This is a genomic window from Lutibacter sp., from assembly GCF_041555395.1.
GTDB lineage: Bacteria > Bacteroidota > Bacteroidia > Flavobacteriales > Flavobacteriaceae > Lutibacter.
The window spans coordinates 1-16,360 of sequence record NZ_JBFFKM010000025.1; the positions used below are offsets into that span (position 1 = coordinate 1).

The window sequence follows — 16,360 nt, forward strand, 5'->3', positions numbered from 1 at the left end:
AGTTGTCACGGTAATGGCTATTAAAAGGCTTGTTTTTTTCATGTGGTTTGATTTTTATGATTACTATTTATTTTGATGGTTAACAAGAAAATTAGGATCCATATACTTACTCTAAAACTCATGGCTTTTATGCTTTGTGTTTCGACAGTTTCATTAAAAAGATATAGGTAAAGCGCTATTGTCGTATGTGCCGAAAGGATCAATAGAATTGCTTTTTTGGCTTGTAAATTGCTTTTCCAAATTAAATACGATGCTGCTATTGAAAGAATTCCAAAAAGCACATTGTACATAACCAGCCAGTTGAGAACTGTATAATCTTTCACGTCAATTCCCAACAGCGCTTTCGAGCCGGCAAAGACAGACATTGCACCAATAAAAAGCGCAAGTATTGAAGCTGTTTTATGTGCGATTTTTAACATTATTCGGTTTGGGGTGAGATCCACATTTCTGCAGGCATTCCAATTTTTAAACTTCCATCGTTTTTAACCGCTACTTTTACAGCATAAACCAAATTGACACGTTCTTCTTTTGTTTGGATAATTTTAGGCGTAAATTCAGCTTCAGATGATACCCAGATAATTTTTCCCTTAAAGCTTTTCATTGTTTCACCTGCATCAATTTTGACCGTAACTTCCTGACCGATTTTGATGTTTGAAAGTTGGGTTTCGCTTACATAAACACGCAATTCCATGATGCTTAAATCGGCAATTTTATACAACGGTTTTCCAAATGAAGTCAGCTCATTCACCTCGGCATATTTTGTTAATACAGTGCCATTTACCGGATTTATGATGTTGCTTTTTTGAAGTAAATCTTCTACTTGTTTTAGTTGCACATCAATGCTTTCAATTTCATCAATAATAGGTGAGTTCTGACTTTCAACGCTTTTAATTTGTTTTTGGATGACATTAATTTCTCCGTTTATGTCATCGAGTTGTTTTTGGGTCCCTGCATTTTCTTTGATTAAATTTTCAATTCTGTTTTTATTTATGGTAGCTGTTTTTAATTGGGCGTTCAGCACATTTTTTTGAGAAAGCACGCTGCCCGATTTGGAATAAACAATGGCTTTTAAAGCTAGCAATTGGTCTTTTTTTAGGCTTAACGGAATGGTATCTATAAAGCCTACATTGTCATCTTTTTTAAGAATTTGGCCTTCTTCAACATTAAATTGCATTAATTTTCCACTATTTTCTGCGGAAACCGTTATTTCTGTGGCTTCAAAATTTCCGTAACCGTCTGCTTTTTCGTTGTTATTGCACGAAATAAAAATGCTTGAAACGATTAATAATCCGATTATTATTTTAGTCATTCTCATAAGAATTTGTTTATAATTTTATTTTATCTAAATTGTTTCCCCTTTTGGGGGTTAGGGGGCTTCCTTTAGTTGTGTTATAGATTGCTTTTGCTAATAAAAGCTGTGTATGATGTGTTTTTAAGTTATTTTCGGCTTCATATAAATTGGTCAATTCTGTAATAAAGGCTGATGCCGTGATGACGCCATTTTTTAATTGTGAAGCAGAAGTTTCCAGAATTTTCTTTCTTAAAATGATAATTTTTTTGTCTGATTCAATAAATGCTGAAATTTTATTAATTTCAGATTGTTGTTGGGTTAATTCCATAGCTGTATTCAACTCAAAAACTTCTTGCTCACTATTTATGATTTCTTTAGTCAATTGCAGCGATTGACGTTGTTTTTTTGTGGAATTCCAATCAAAAACAGTCCAGTTCAATTTTATTCCGGCAATATAAAAAGTTTGAAAAGAGTTATCTAACATATTCAAGCCCGGATTTCCATATCCTCCGGTTGCAAAACCCGATAATTTTGGGGTATTTTTCGTGTCAATAAATTGTCCTGAAGCTTCAATTTTCTCTTTTTGAAGTTGAAATAAATCCAATTCCGGTCGTACAATTTCAGTTTTGAAATTGATTGAAATTTCAGGATTTTCTAACGAAATATTTAGTGAAACAGGGATTCCAATTAACAAGGAAAGTCTTGTCGTCAAACTATTTTTATTTAGGAACGTTTCTGTAAGCTGTTGGTCTATTTTAAGAAGTTCAGCCTCAATAACACTATCGGAATTTGGCAGCAGCATGCCAAATTTTATGCCAGCTTTCACTTCTTTTAAAGTGGTTTTCAATTGTATTTTTTTTGCGACCAACAACGCTCTTTTTTCCTGCAACAGCAGAATTGAAAAATAAAATTGATTTACTTGTTTTTTGAGTTGGTATAAATTTACTTCAACTTGCTTTTCCTGTGTTTTTAAGAAAGCTGATTTTTCTGTTATGGACGCGTTGATTAAACCTCCATCGTAAATTAATTGATTTAGGGAAATGGTAGTTTTGTATTGATCTTTATTAGGTGGCTCAACATTAACGCCAGGTACGGAAATTGGCAATGAAGTTACATCGGATTGATAACTTGCCTGTGCCAAAAAATCCAGTTTGGGCAATTTTCCTATTTTAAGGACTTCCAAATCTAAATCATTTTGCTTTGTCAATAACTCGTTTTGTTTTGCTAAAGGATAGTTTTTTTCTGCCAAAGCATAACACTGGTCTAAACTCAGGTTTTCCTGGGAAAATGCACCGACACTGAACAGAAGCAAAATAAATGCGCTAAATTTCTTCATATTGTTAAATTTTTATGGCGTTGATTATGAAGTCGGCTACTTCTATTTTTCTTTCTTGCAGCAATTGCTGATAGGCATCATCACTTATATTTACAAAACCTTTCAATAAAGGTTCGGCGATAAAAGGAAATATATTTAAGGCTATAATATTAATAAATAATTGTTCCGCTTTAATTGGTCTTATAACACCTTCGGCAACTTTATCATTGATCTGCGTCCTGAATTTTTCAATGTTTGGGAATTTTTTTTCAGAAACCAGATTTTTTATAAACTCAGGATTTCTATTTAACTCCTGAATAATAAAATTAGGCAAATACGGATGTTTTATTACAAAGGAGATATAGTTATTAGTGAAGTTTCTAATTTTATCAAACAGGGAAGTATCTGCATTCAACACTTCGTTTAACTGAGGCGACAACATGGAAAAGGCACTTTTAAAAACAGCCTCAAAAAGTAATTGTTTACTTCTGTAATAATAATGAAGCAATGCTTTATTTATTCCGGCTTCATCTGCAATTTCCTGCATTCTTGCGCCAATCATTCCTTTATGCTGAAAAATGTGTTTTGCAGCAGCCAAAATGTTATTTTCTGTTGTTGAATCTAATTGTTTTTGCATGATGTTAACTATATGGTTTAACCAAACGGTTAACAAATGTAAAATATTATATTTAAATCACAAAATAAATATTATTTTTATAAAATATTTTAAGCCAATTATTATGAAAAAAATAGTAAAATACGTTCTTTTATTGCTGATTTTAGCACTTGTTTATGTTGTTTACGCCAACTATCCTCGGCTGGATATCATTACGGGTTTTTCAGCAAAAAGTGTTTGTTCCTGCACTTTTGAAGCAGGAAGAGATTTGAAATCTATTGAAGAAGGCGACAACGATATTGATATGGTTAATTATGCTAACAACAAAATTAATTTCGAAGAAAAGTCGGTGACTTCAACTGTTTTCGGATTTAAACTAAGAAAGGCAGTTTATAAAGAGGGTGTTGGCTGTGTACTTTTACCTGAAAATTCAACCAATGAAAAACAAAAATTTTTCAAACCAAAAAGAAAAATTTCACAAATTAATTTGCCTTATCCTTATGGAATTTTACCCCAAAAAGACACCATTTTTAGCAACATAAATTATAAGGTTTTGGATATGGCTGTTGAAAACGCTTTTGATTGCGAGGGTGAAATACAAAAAAGAACCAGAGCAGTAGTGGTGCTTTATAAAGATCAAGTTATTGCTGAAAAATACGCCAAGGGATTTTCAAGGGAAACAAAACTGCTGGGCTGGTCAATGACTAAAAGCATCACGAGTGCTGTTTTGGGCGTACTTGAAAAACAAGGAAAAATTTCGCTAAATCAAAACAAGCTATTCAAAGAATGGGAAAATGATGATCGTTCAAAAATTACCTTGAATAATTTATTGCAAATGAATAGCGGCTTGGAATGGGTTGAGGATTACAACAACATTTCTGATGTCACTAAAATGCTCTTTTTAGAGCCCGATATGACTGAAGTTCAATTAAGAAAACCTTTAATTGGAGAATCAAATAATAGTTGGAATTATTCATCAGGAACCACAAATTTGCTTTCTGGTTTTATCAGAAATCAGTTTAAGACGAATCAGGAATATTTGGATTTTTGGTATGCGGAACTTATTGATAAAATTGGCATGAATTCTATGACAATTGAAACCGATTTGGCCGGAAATTATGTAGGTTCTTCTTACAGCTGGGCAACAGCGCGCGATTGGGCAAAATTTGGTTTGCTGTATTTGCACAATGGAAATTGGAACGGAGAGCAACTGTTAAATGAATCTTGGGTGAAACACGCTACAACGCCAACAAACGGTTCCAATGGCGAATATGGCGCACATTTTTGGTTAAATGCCGGCGGTAAATATCCGAATGTGCCAAAAGATTTATTTTCTTGCAATGGCTATCAGGGGCAACATGTATTTATCATTCCTTCAAAAGACCTTGTAATTGTCAGGTTTGGTCTGGCAGAAAATCCTGAATTTGATGTCGACACTTTTTTGAATGAGGCATTAAGCGCCATAAAATAGGACGATTTATCTAACAAAAAAGCCGCTATTGCGGCTTTTTAATTTTTTATAAAGTTAGATTTTAAAGTTCAAATCCCAACTGTACGTTTAATTTTTTGGCAATGAGCTTAGAAATTAAGGTTTTTAATTGTGGGATTTTAATTTTTTCAACCACGTCATTTCCGAAGGCGTAAAGTAATAAAGCTTTGGCTTCTTTTTTAGGAATACCTCGCGATTGCATATAAAATAAAGCACTTTCATCCAATTGCCCAATAGTACATCCGTGCGAACATTTCACATCATCTGCAAAAATTTCCAATTGCGGTTTTGAGTTTATGGTTGCCCCATCATCAATTAAAATAGAATTATTTTGCTGAAAAGCATTCGTTTTTTGCGCATCCTGTTTTACAATTACCTTTCCATTAAAAACACCAACCGATTTATCGGCATAAATGCCTTTGTAAAGTTCGTGACTTTCACAATTTGGGAATTTATGATTCACAAGCGTGTGGTTGTCAACGTGTTGTTTTTCATTTAAGATGGAAATTCCATTTAGGTTGGAAGTAACATGTTCTCCTTCGTGATAGAATTCTAAATTGTTTCTGGTAATTTTTCCGCCAAATGAAAAGGTATTTACAGAAGCCACACTTTGTTGTTTCTGTGAAACAAAAGTGCTGTCAATCAAAGAGGATTCATTGGTGTCATTCTGAATTTTATAATAATCCACAATCGCTCTTTTATGAACAAAAATTTCGGTAACGGAATTTGTGAGCGTTGTGTTTTTTGATAAATTTTGGTGGCGTTCAATAATCTGAACGTATGAATTTTCGCCAACAACAATTAAATTTCTTGGTTGCAACAATACTTCTTTTTCGTTTCCTGTTGAAAAATTGATAATTTGTATGGGTTTGGGTACAATCGTATTTTTTGGAATATTGATAAAAGCACCTTCTTTGACAAAAGCGGTGTTCAATTCAGATAAACTGCTGTTTTTGTTTGCAATTGTATTAAAATAATTATCAATAATCATTTTATACTTTGGCCTTGCCAATGCAGAAGACAATACACATATATCACAGTCGTCATGAGTAGTTTCAGACAAAAATGAGCTGAAAACGCCGTCAATAAAAATTAAGGTGTACGATTCAATATCATTGATTAAATACGCTTCAATATTTTTGAATCCAACTGATTTTTCAGCGTTTGGGAAAAGGCTGAAATCGTGTTTAATTAAAGGGTTTAAGCTTGTATATTTCCATTCTTCATCTCTTTTCGTTGGAAAACCCTCCTTTTCAAAATTATGAATGGCTTTTAATCGAATGTTATGCACAGTTGAATCAAGGTCGATATTTCCTTTGTTTTCAAAAGCTAAAAATGAAGAAACTAATTTTTCTTTTAATTCCATTATCTTATTGTTTTCAGGACCAGTAATCAGTATTCATTTTTTCTGCTTACTGCGACTGTGAACTGTTTACTGTTTACTTTTAATATTTATTTCAACCAGTCGTAACCTTTTTCTTCAAGTTCGTACGCCAGTTCTTTTCCGCCAGATTTTACAATTTTTCCATTATACAATACATGAACAAAATCCGGAATTATATAATCCAACAAACGTTGGTAATGCGTAATTAACAATACGGCATTGCTTTCGCTTTTAAGTTTGTTTACGCCGTTTGCTACAACTTTAAGGGCGTCAATATCCAAACCTGAATCGGTTTCGTCCAAAATGGCTAATTGTGGTTCCAGCATCGCCATTTGGAATATTTCATTTCGTTTTTTCTCGCCTCCGGAAAATCCTTCATTTAAAGAGCGTGATAAAAATTTACGGTCTATTTCCAACAAATCGGACTTTTCACGAATCAAATGCAACATTTCTTTTGCCGGCAACTCTTCTAGCCCGTTGGCTTTACGCGTTTCGTTAATGGCTGTTTTTATAAAGTTTGTAACGGTTACTCCGGGAATTTCAATTGGATATTGAAATGATAAAAAGACACCTTTATGAGCTCTTTTTTCAGGAGCAAAATCGGATAAATCTTCTCCATTTAAGATGACAGAACCTTCAGTAACCTCAAAATCTTCTTTTCCTGCAATAACAGCAGCCAGTGTGCTTTTTCCTGAACCGTTTGGCCCCATAATCGCATGAACTTCACCTGCTTTTATTTCGAGATTTATTCCTTTTAAAATCTCTTTGCCATTTATACTGGCATGTAAATTATTTATTTTTAACATAATTAATTTGAAAATTTGAAAAATTTGAAAAATTTGAAAATTGAAAAAGCGTTGCTAAATGAAGCGTTTTCAAGTTATAAAATTTTCAATTTATCTCATTAGTTTTGTTTTGATGTTATAATTATTTTATTGACTATTCTTGAAATATTACTTATTTGTTCTAATAATTCTTCAACATTGGGATAATTCTTTGAATATTTACAAAGTTCTAACCAGTACATTGTTTCTTCAATTTCTTTTGCAGAAGTCTTAAATTTATGAATAAAATCCGCTTTACTCTCTGCATTTTGTGCTTCTCTTATATTTGCGCCAATTGACGTTCCTGATTTAAGAAGCTGATTGGCAATTATGAATCTTTTTTCTTCTTGTAAAATTTCACAATACTCAATAATTTTTAAAGCAAATTGAAAAGTTAAATTGATAATAATATTGTTTTTTTCTTCCATTTACAAATTTTCAAATTAGCTCATTTTAAAATTATCCAACGGATCCTTCCAAGCTAATTTCTAATAATTTTTGAGCTTCCACTGCAAATTCCATCGGTAACTTGTTAAGCACTTCTTTACCAAATCCGTTTACGATTAATGCAATTGCTTTTTCCGTATTTATGCCACGTTGGTTACAGTAAAACAACTGATCTTCACCAATTTTACTTGTGGTGGCTTCGTGCTCTATTTGGGCCGATTTATTTTTTACCTCAATATAAGGAAAAGTATGTGCACCACATTTGTCTCCCATTAATAAGGAGTCACATTGAGAAAAATTTCTTGCGTTATTTGCTCTCGGGCTAATTTGCACCAAACCCCGATAAGAATTGTGTGAATGACCTGCCGAAATTCCTTTTGATATAATAGTGCTTTTGGTATTATTTCCCAAATGAATCATTTTTGTGCCAGTATCGGCTTGCTGGAAATTATTGGTCACTGCGATGGAGAAAAATTCACCAACAGAGTTATCGCCTTTTAAGATACAACTTGGATATTTCCAGGTAATAGCACTTCCCGTTTCTACTTGTGTCCAAGAAATTTTAGCATTTTTTTCACATAATCCTCGTTTAGTTACAAAATTATAAACACCGCCTTTTCCATCTTTATCACCCGGAAACCAATTTTGAACCGTAGAGTATTTTATTTCGGCATCATCTAAAGCGATTAACTCTACAACAGCGGCGTGTAACTGATTTTCATCACGTGCCGGTGCCGTGCAACCTTCTAAATAACTGACATAACTGCCTTCATCTGCAATTAACAAAGTGCGTTCAAATTGTCCGGTTCCTCCTTCGTTTATTCTGAAGTAGGTTGATAATTCCATCGGACAAGTAACGCCTTTTGGGATATAACAAAACGAACCGTCAGAAAAAACTGCCGAGTTTAAGGCCGCATAAAAATTATCGGTTTTAGGAACAATAGATCCAATATATTTTTTAACCAATTCGGGATGATTTTGAATGGCTTCAGAAATCGGACAAAAAATAATGCCTCTTTCATTTAATGTTTTTTTGAAGGTAGTTGCAACAGAAACTGAGTCCATAACAATGTCAACAGCCACATTTGACAATCGTTTTTGTTCTCCAATTGAAATGCCAAGTTTTTCGAAAGTCTTTAATAACTCTGGATCAACTTCATCTAAACTGTTCAATTTTGGTTTTTGTTTTGGAGCGGAATAGTAACTGATATCTTGAAATGAAGGTTTTATATAATGAACGTTAGCCCATTCAGGTTCTGTCATTTCTTTCCAAATACGAAAAGCATCCAAACGCCATTCGGTCATCCATGCAGGTTCATTTTTCTTTTTGGAAATGGCAATTACAACGTCCTCATTTAAACCCACAGGAAACTTATCGGATTCAATATCTGTATAAAATCCGTATTCGTACTCTTTGGTTTCGAGTTCTTTTTTTAAATCGTCTTCAGTAAATTTACTCATTATTGATTTTTTAATGATTGAAAGATTAAAACTTTAAGGTGTTCATTTAAAACTTTTCAATCTTTCAATTTTTGAATTCTTATAGTGAAAATGATTCACCACAACCACAAGTTCGTTGAGCATTCGGATTTTGAAAAACAAATCCGGTTCCGCTTAAACCGCCTGAATATTCTAAAGTTGTCCCTATAAGGTACAAAAAGCTTTTTTTATCGACAATGATTTTTACACCATTGTCTTCAAAAACCTTGTCGCCCTCGATTTGTTCTTTGTCAAATTTTAATTCGTAAGAAAGTCCGGAACAACCTCCGCTTTTTACCCCAACTCTAACGTAGTCATTTTCAGGGTTAAAACCGTCGTCGTTCATAAGCTCAACAACTTTCTTTTTCGCTATGTCTGAAACTTTTATCATATCGCTTAAATAGATTAATTCTAAATAAGGGCAAATATAAGCAGAAAAAACGGTTTTGAAAACCTTTTTTGTATGAATAAATTTAATAGTGTTATAGTTGTTACCTATAAACATTTACCTTTGCAAAATGACAGATGATAAAAAACAAACACGCACAAGCTTGTCTGAATTAGGAGAATTCGGATTGATAAATCATATCACACAACCATTTGATATTAAGCACAAAAGCACTATAAAAGGTGTGGGCGACGATGCGGCAGTTTTAGAGATAAAAGACAAAAATATTTTGGTAACAACCGACTTGTTAATGGAAGGCGTGCATTTCGATTTAAGCTATATGCCGCTGAAACATTTGGGTTATAAAGCGGTTGTAGTGAATGTATCCGATATTTGTGCTATGAACGGAATTGCTACCCAAATTACGGTTTCAATAGCTGTTTCAAACCGTTTTCCCTTGGAAGCCATTGAAGAATTGTATGCCGGAATTCATTTGGCTTGCAAAACTTATGGAGTGGATTTGGTTGGAGGCGACACCACTTCATCTACCAAAGGATTGTTGATTAGCATAACCGCTATAGGGGAAGCAAAAAATGAGGATATTGTATATAGAAATACTGCAAAACCAAATGATTTGTTGGTGGTAACAGGTGATTTGGGAGCAGCATATTTGGGATTGCAGGTTTTGGAACGGGAAAAACGGGTTTTTGAAGTGAACCCAAACTCTCAGCCAGATTTAACCAATTATACCTATTTAATTCAAAAACAGCTCAAACCCGAAGCCAGAAAAGATATGGTCGCATTATTTGCTGCTTTGGAAGTGAAACCGACAGCGATGATTGACATTTCCGACGGACTTTCTTCTGAAATTTTACACATTTGTACCCAATCTAAAGTGGGATGTAATTTATATGAGGAAAAAATCCCTTTGGATCCACAGGTGATTTCAGCCTGTGAAGAATTCGATTTAAACAGCACCACCATTGCTTTAAGCGGCGGAGAAGAATACGAATTGCTGTTTACCATTTCCCAAAGTGATTTCACTAAAATTAAAGGGAATCCGCACTTAACCGTAATTGGACATATTACCGATGAAAGTGTAGGCGTAAATTTAGTGACAAGAGCTGGTCAACAAATAAAATTAACGGCTCAGGGCTGGAATGCTTTAGCAAAAGATTAGTAATTTCAGAAATTTCAATGAAACCTCATAAATCTTGGAAAATATGGTTTTTTTTGTTTTTAAAAGTATTAATTTGGCATTATAATTGTTGTTTTGTTGAGAAATAAATGAGGACTATGAAAAATTTGATGTTTGCCTTAATATTTTTATTTCCATTGATTTTATTTTCACAAGAAAGGTTGGAAAAGGCAAAGGAAAGTTTATCGTCAAATAACTCAACAACTACTTGGGAAGAAACAAAATCAAATAGGTCTTCTAGATCTGGAAGAATTAATAGAAATAGAGATAATGATGGTTTATTTATTGCAATTGTAGAAGACGTTGGTTTTTATTTATTTTATGGCGCGATTATAGGAGATTCGGAATATAGAACCTTAACACCATATCCATATTTTAATAATTCAACAGGAGAATATTTAAAAATAGATACTATTCAATCTAAAAGCAGTTTGTTTAAAATAAGTGTAAATCAATTATTTAACAGAGGTGTAAATGGAATTGAATTCAATGCAAATTATAGGGTTTTACCAATACTGGGAATTGAAGCTTCACACTTAAATTTTTCGGAGAACTCAATTCAAGGAAAAGAATATTTAGATATTACTTCATTCCTGTTAAAATATTATAGAATTAGAGAACAAAACGTTTCTGTTTGGTGGGGAATGGGGGCTTCATATGTTGCAAATGAAGTTCAAACTTGGGGATTTTCGTATGCAATTGGTACTGAAATATTTCCGGTTAAGCCAATTAGTTTAGAGACAAGTTACAAGCAAAGTTTTATAAATTATAACAATGTTAATGAATTTAAGATTCACTTAAAATATCACATAAAAAAAACAGCACTTTATACAGGTTATCATGCTAATAAATTGGGAAGCGAAAAAGCAAATGGAATTGTTTTTGGTGCAGAATATACTTTTTAATTAAGTTGTTTTTATAAATTTAAGGATTGCCTCAACCAAATTTTGTTTATTCTCCACATGGCTCATATGTCCATCAGGAAATTCAATCACTTTAATATTTGTGTTTTTAGTTTGCGAAATTGTGGCATCATAATCCAGCGTAGGGTCTTGTTTTCCTATGATGAGTTGTATGGGAAATTGTGCCGTTTTATAGATTGAAGTCAGATTTCTTCTGACTTTCATCCCTTCTAAAGCAGCAACAATTCCTTGGGTTGACATTTGCAAGGCTTCATTGGTAATTTGTGCAATTTCATTGGTGAATATGTTCCTGTTTTTTTCTGAAAAAAGCATTGGAATTGCAACTCGAACAAACGTTTTGTGATTTTGTTTTACTGCTTTTATGGCTCGATCCCGACTTATTTTTTTTTCTTCTGAATCGGGCAAAGCTGTTGAATTCATTAAACACAATCCTTTAATATTTTTAGAAAATAATTTTGCAAAAGCAAGCGCGATATAACCGCCCATACTATGCCCAATTACTACGTATTTTCTTAAGCTCAAATGATTTAAAACTGCTTTTACCATATTGGCTTGGTCTTCCATGGAATGGATATATCCCAGATTTCCGGTTTGTCCATGTCCCAATAAATCGATGCAAACTACCCTGTTTCTTTTCGATAGTTCTTTTGCAACTTCTTGCCACATGGAACTATTTTCCAAAAATCCGTGAATTAAAACCACTGCCTTGCCTTTCCCGATTGATGTAAAATGGACATTGGTATTTTTAAAAAGCAAGTTCATAGTTTTAAAAAATAGGCAATTTTGTAGTGAAAACTTTAATTTTTCAGCCCTTTTATAGCTGAAAAGGCTTTGTCTACCACGTTATCTTCTACCAAAATAGTAAATTCATTGGTGGTTGAAAGTACTTCATATAAGGAAATTCCTTCCCAGGCCAAACGTTTAAAAAACTGATAATACAATCCGGCAATTTTGGTGTTTTCTTTTGGCAATCCAATAGTTATGGCCGATAAATTATCCTGAACCGTTGTGCAAATTTCGTTTTTATAACTTTCTTCAATCTGCTGCTTTAAGTCAGTTGTAATTAACACATTGCTTTCGTGAACGCCCCGCGTAAACGTGTAAAAAATATGCGGATCTTCCTTAATAACTTCCAGCATTTTTAAATGACCGTGAATTAAACTCGCCGAATTTTTAAATGTATAATCAGAAATGTCTGAACGAACCGTGATGTCGCCCAAATTTTGCAAAACATGATTCAATTTAATTTTATTGGCCATTTCTTTGGGCGGACTGTATCTTCGCAAAGCCATCATGATGGCTCCGGCTTTTACAGGTTTACGCAACATTTTTGAAATGGGTTCCCTTAATTCTTCCGATAAAGCGCTGAAATTTAAAATATTTCGTGTGAGCGCATCTTCTAAAAATGGTTGAGAAACCAAAATTTCTTCAACACAGGTAGCAATTGTCTTCATATTGTTAAATATTTAACAGTTTGTGCAATATTAGTATATTATTTTTAAATAAACACCTGAATTTGAAAATGATTCTAAATTTGCAGGATAAATAATAAGAATAAAATGAAGGTTTTAAAATTCGGAGGAACATCGGTTGGTTCAATTGTGAACATGAAAATGGTAAAAGACATTATTGCCGAAAATGAAAAAAAGATCGTTGTGCTTTCGGCAATGTCGGGAACCACAAATGCCTTGGTTGAAATATCCAATTTCATTAAAAACAATCAGAAAGAAGAAGCGATTCTACATATTGAAAAATTACATGAGAAATACGTATCAGTTTTAAATGATTTATTGAAAGAAGGCGCATTAAAACAAGATGTAGAAATTTATATTGAATCTGTTTTTAGTTTTTTAAAAATATGCGCCTCTGAAAATCATTCCCCACTGCTTTACAATAAAATAGTTGCCCAAGGTGAATTGTTATCGACCTATATTTTTACGGCTTATTTAAATCAGGAAGGATTGAATGCTATTTTATTGCCTGCATTGGATTTTATGCGAATTGACAAAACAAATGACCCTGATGATTTTTACATCAAACAAAATTTGCAACGCATTATTAAGGAAGCGGCACCTTCCAATATTTACATCACCCAAGGTTTTATTTGTTTGGACGCTTTTGGAAATATCGCCAATTTACAACGCGGAGGAAGCGATTATACGGCGACCATTGTTGGCGCGGCCGTAAATGCGAAAGAGGTACAAATTTGGACAGACATTGACGGAATGCATAACAACGACCCAAGATTTGTTGAAAATACGCACGCCATTTCAAACTTGTCATTTGATGAAGCAGCCGAGTTGGCTTATTTTGGCGCAAAAATTTTGCATCCGCAAACGGTGATGCCCGCCCGCGAAGCTAATATTCCGGTGCGGCTAAAAAATACGATGAATCCTGCTTCTTATGGAACATTAATCTCTATTGATTTTAAAGGAGAAGGCATTAAAGCAATTGCCGCAAAAGACAATATTACCGCCATAAAAATTAAATCGGCACGAATGCTGTTGGCACACGGATTTTTGAAAAAAGTTTTTGAAATTTTTGAAAAATATGAAACTTCCATCGATATGATTACCACTTCTGAAGTGGCAGTTTCCTTGACAATTGATGATGATAAAAATTTGAATTCAATTTTAGAGGAACTGGAAAAATTTTCTGTGGTTGAAGTAGACAAACAACAAAGCATTATTTGTTTGGTTGGGCATTTGGTGGTAAGACATCACGAAACACACCGACTTTTTAAAGTATTGCAGGATATTTCTGTTCGGATGATTTCTTACGGAGGAAGCAACAACAATATTTCGCTTTTGGTAAACACAAACGATAAAATAACTGCCCTTAAATGCTTAAATCATTACATTTTTGACGTTGTAACCGCTTAAATTTCTATGAGGAATTAATTATTTGGTTAATGATGAGAGCCCGAAACTAAGTTTCGGGCTTTTTGCTTTAATTTTAACTATGATAAATTATTTATTCATCAACTCCTCAATCTCTTCAATTTCAATAGGAATATTTCGCATCAAGTTAAAAGGTTCTCCTGTTTTTTGAACCACCACATCATCTTCTATTCTAATGCCCATTTTTTCTTCAGGAATGTAAATTCCGGGTTCAACGGTAAAAACCATTCCGGCCTTCATCGGTGTTTTTAGCGCGCCGTAATCGTGCGTGTCCAATCCCATATGATGCGATGTTCCGTGCATGAAATATTTTTTGTATGCAGGCCAGTTTGGATTTTCATTTTTAACATCCGATTTATCAATCAATCCTAACCCAATTAATTCAGAAGACATCATTTTCCCCACTTCTTTTTGGTATTCAGCCCAAAGAATTCCGGGAGTCAACATTTTAGTAGCTTCATTTTTAACTCTTAAAACTGCGTTGTAAACTGCTTTTTGTCTGTCGTTAAATCGTCCGTTTACTGGAATTGTTCGCGTCATATCGCTTGAATAATTTGCATATTCGGCACCAACATCCAGCAATAACATATCACCATCTTTACATTCTTTATTGTTTTCAATATAATGTAAAACACAAGCGCTGTAACCCGAACCAATAATTGGCGTGTAAGCAAAACCTTTGGAGCGATTTCTCAGAAATTCGTGCATAAATTCGGCTTCAATTTCAAACTCCATAATTCCGGGTTTTACAAAAGGTAAAATTCTGCGGAAGCCTATTTCGGTAATGTTACAGGCAGTTTGAAGAATTTCAATTTCTTCAGGTTCTTTTACACCGCGAATTTGTTGCATTATCTGATTACTTTTTTCCCATTTATGAGCAGGAAAATCGGCTTTACAAGATTTAATAAATCGTGCTTCGCGAGATTCTAGCTCAACAGATTGTCGGTAATGTTCATTGGTATTGAAATAAATGGTTTCAGCTTCGGTCATTAAATCAAAAAATATTTTTTTAAATTCGGAAAGCCAATAAATAGTTTTTATTCCTGAAACTTTTATAGCTTCTTCTTTCGCATATTTTGCGCCATACCAAATAGCAATATGTTCATTTGTTTCTGTTAAGAAAAGTATTTCACGATGATCTTCATTTAATGCATCAGGGAACAATAATAAAATACTTTCTTCCTGGTCGGCGCCACTTAAATATAAAATATCGCTGTGTTGTTCAAAGGGCAAAGTACTGTCAGCTCCCGTTGTAAAAGTGTCGTTTGAATTAAAAATTGCGATGGCTTTAGGTTTCATTTGAGCGGTAAACTTTGCTCTGTTTTTAATAAAAAGCTGGTTATTAATAGGATGGTATCTCATTTGAAAAAGGTTTAAGTTAACAAAATACAAATTTAACGAAGCTCTAAAAATCAAGTCAAAACAACTTATTTCCGGCTTTTTTTTTCATTTTTGTATTTTAGTGTAAAATTTAACAACAAAGTTATAAATTTGTTGACAACCAAACCTTTTAAATATAATATTATTTATGCGAATATCAATAATATCACTGCTTTTCTGCTTTTCACCACTTTAATTTTTTCACAAAACAAACCTGCTTGCAAATTTTAAAACACAAAAGGAAACAAAATTTCTTTTAAACACATGCTAAAAGAAATGTATAAAGCAGAGGTAGTGTTGTTTGGCGAACATCACAACAATCCAATTGTTCATTGGTTGCAATATGAAGCAACGGTTGATTTTAGCAAATCAAATAAATTAACATTGAGCGCAGAAATGTTTGATGCGGATAACCAAGCCGCATTAAACGACTATTTATAGAAAAAAATCACCCAAAAGCACAAGCAATTAAAGCTGCGACTACGGCCTGTTTTATTCTTAAAAAAACAGAGAAAGTAACAACCTGTTTATTCATTACAACGGTTCTTACCATTCCGATGATTTTGAAGTGAAATTGGTATTTGAAACAAGAAAAACCAACCTTAAAAATAGTTACTGTGAGCGTTATTGAAGCAAAAAACTTAAAAAAGTTTGAAAAAGAAAATAAAGGAAAAGCCTATTTTATTATTGCTGTTCCAACTTCAATGACAAAAACTTAATAAGTTA

The 16,360-nt window shown here is 33.4% G+C and carries 18 protein-coding genes; 6 read left to right on the plus strand and 12 right to left on the minus strand.

Annotation, left to right across the window (positions count from 1 at the left end; all coding sequences use genetic code 11):
* Nucleotides 1-38: 38 nt before the first annotated feature.
* The 4 genes from ABY285_RS07010 to ABY285_RS07025 are packed head-to-tail and all read right to left on the minus strand — an operon-like array spanning nucleotide 39 to nucleotide 3,243.
* Nucleotides 39-419 (minus strand): hypothetical protein, encoded by a 381-nt coding sequence (locus tag ABY285_RS07010; protein ID WP_372768443.1) that lies wholly within the window; start codon nucleotides 417-419, stop codon nucleotides 39-41.
* Complete coding sequence (locus tag ABY285_RS07015; protein WP_372768445.1) at nucleotides 419-1,309, minus strand: HlyD family secretion protein; 891 nt, start codon at nucleotides 1,307-1,309, stop codon at nucleotides 419-421. Before ABY285_RS07015 ends, ABY285_RS07010 begins: the two co-directional genes overlap by 1 nt.
* Nucleotides 1,310-1,325: 16 nt before the next feature.
* On the minus strand, nucleotides 1,326-2,627 hold the full coding sequence (locus ABY285_RS07020) for a TolC family protein (RefSeq protein WP_372768447.1): 1,302 nt from the start codon (nucleotides 2,625-2,627) through the stop codon (nucleotides 1,326-1,328).
* Between the two features lie 4 nt (nucleotides 2,628-2,631).
* Nucleotides 2,632-3,243 carry a TetR/AcrR family transcriptional regulator gene (locus ABY285_RS07025; RefSeq protein ID WP_372768449.1) on the minus strand — a complete coding sequence of 204 codons (612 nt, stop codon included), beginning with the start codon at nucleotides 3,241-3,243 and terminating at the stop codon, nucleotides 2,632-2,634.
* A gap of 103 nt (nucleotides 3,244-3,346) precedes the next feature.
* Between ABY285_RS07025 and ABY285_RS07030 the strand changes: the two genes are divergently transcribed.
* Nucleotides 3,347-4,693, plus strand: a complete 1,347-nt coding sequence (locus tag ABY285_RS07030) for a serine hydrolase domain-containing protein (protein ID WP_372768451.1) — start codon at nucleotides 3,347-3,349, stop codon at nucleotides 4,691-4,693.
* Between the two features lie 61 nt (nucleotides 4,694-4,754).
* On the opposite strand, the gene sufD is transcribed toward ABY285_RS07030, so the two are convergent.
* The 5 genes from sufD to ABY285_RS07055 form a co-directional block, all read right to left on the minus strand.
* A complete protein-coding gene (gene sufD, locus ABY285_RS07035; RefSeq protein WP_372768453.1) occupies nucleotides 4,755-6,077 on the minus strand; it encodes a Fe-S cluster assembly protein SufD in 1,323 nt (440 codons plus the stop codon).
* A gap of 86 nt (nucleotides 6,078-6,163) precedes the next feature.
* Nucleotides 6,164-6,901, minus strand: coding sequence for a Fe-S cluster assembly ATPase SufC (gene sufC / locus ABY285_RS07040; RefSeq protein ID WP_372768455.1), 738 nt, complete (start codon nucleotides 6,899-6,901; stop codon nucleotides 6,164-6,166).
* Between the two features lie 98 nt (nucleotides 6,902-6,999).
* Entirely contained in the window at nucleotides 7,000-7,347 is a 348-nt protein-coding gene (locus ABY285_RS07045) for a four helix bundle protein (protein ID WP_372768457.1), read from the minus strand.
* 31 nt (nucleotides 7,348-7,378) lie between these two features.
* Nucleotides 7,379-8,827 carry a Fe-S cluster assembly protein SufB gene (gene sufB, locus ABY285_RS07050; RefSeq protein ID WP_372768459.1) on the minus strand — a complete coding sequence of 483 codons (1,449 nt, stop codon included), beginning with the start codon at nucleotides 8,825-8,827 and terminating at the stop codon, nucleotides 7,379-7,381.
* A gap of 79 nt (nucleotides 8,828-8,906) precedes the next feature.
* Nucleotides 8,907-9,236 carry a HesB/IscA family protein gene (locus ABY285_RS07055; RefSeq protein ID WP_372768462.1) on the minus strand — a complete coding sequence of 110 codons (330 nt, stop codon included), beginning with the start codon at nucleotides 9,234-9,236 and terminating at the stop codon, nucleotides 8,907-8,909.
* Between the two features lie 127 nt (nucleotides 9,237-9,363).
* Between ABY285_RS07055 and thiL the strand changes: the two genes are divergently transcribed.
* A complete protein-coding gene (thiL, locus tag ABY285_RS07060) occupies nucleotides 9,364-10,413 on the plus strand; it encodes a thiamine-phosphate kinase (RefSeq protein ID WP_372768464.1) in 1,050 nt (349 codons plus the stop codon).
* A 116-nt stretch (nucleotides 10,414-10,529) separates the two neighbouring features.
* Entirely contained in the window at nucleotides 10,530-11,336 is an 807-nt protein-coding gene (locus tag ABY285_RS07065) for a hypothetical protein (protein WP_372768466.1), read from the plus strand.
* Here the strand turns inward: ABY285_RS07065 and ABY285_RS07070 are convergent, their stop codons facing one another.
* Entirely contained in the window at nucleotides 11,337-12,116 is a 780-nt protein-coding gene (locus tag ABY285_RS07070) for an alpha/beta fold hydrolase (protein WP_372768468.1), read from the minus strand.
* A 35-nt stretch (nucleotides 12,117-12,151) separates the two neighbouring features.
* Nucleotides 12,152-12,808, minus strand: coding sequence for a hypothetical protein (locus ABY285_RS07075; protein WP_372768470.1), 657 nt, complete (start codon nucleotides 12,806-12,808; stop codon nucleotides 12,152-12,154).
* A 105-nt stretch (nucleotides 12,809-12,913) separates the two neighbouring features.
* Between ABY285_RS07075 and ABY285_RS07080 the strand changes: the two genes are divergently transcribed.
* A complete protein-coding gene (locus ABY285_RS07080; RefSeq protein WP_372768472.1) occupies nucleotides 12,914-14,236 on the plus strand; it encodes an aspartate kinase in 1,323 nt (440 codons plus the stop codon).
* Nucleotides 14,237-14,323: 87 nt separating this feature from the next.
* On the opposite strand, the gene ABY285_RS07085 is transcribed toward ABY285_RS07080, so the two are convergent.
* Nucleotides 14,324-15,616, minus strand: a complete 1,293-nt coding sequence (locus tag ABY285_RS07085; RefSeq protein ID WP_372768474.1) for an aminopeptidase P family protein — start codon at nucleotides 15,614-15,616, stop codon at nucleotides 14,324-14,326.
* A 282-nt stretch (nucleotides 15,617-15,898) separates the two neighbouring features.
* On the opposite strand from ABY285_RS07085, the gene ABY285_RS07090 reads away from it, so the two are divergent.
* Nucleotides 15,899-16,075 (plus strand): ChaN family lipoprotein, encoded by a 177-nt coding sequence (locus ABY285_RS07090; RefSeq protein WP_372768477.1) that lies wholly within the window; start codon nucleotides 15,899-15,901, stop codon nucleotides 16,073-16,075.
* Between the two features lie 140 nt (nucleotides 16,076-16,215).
* Nucleotides 16,216-16,353 (plus strand): hypothetical protein, encoded by a 138-nt coding sequence (locus ABY285_RS07095; protein WP_372768479.1) that lies wholly within the window; start codon nucleotides 16,216-16,218, stop codon nucleotides 16,351-16,353.
* The last annotated feature ends 7 nt before the right edge of the window (nucleotides 16,354-16,360 follow it).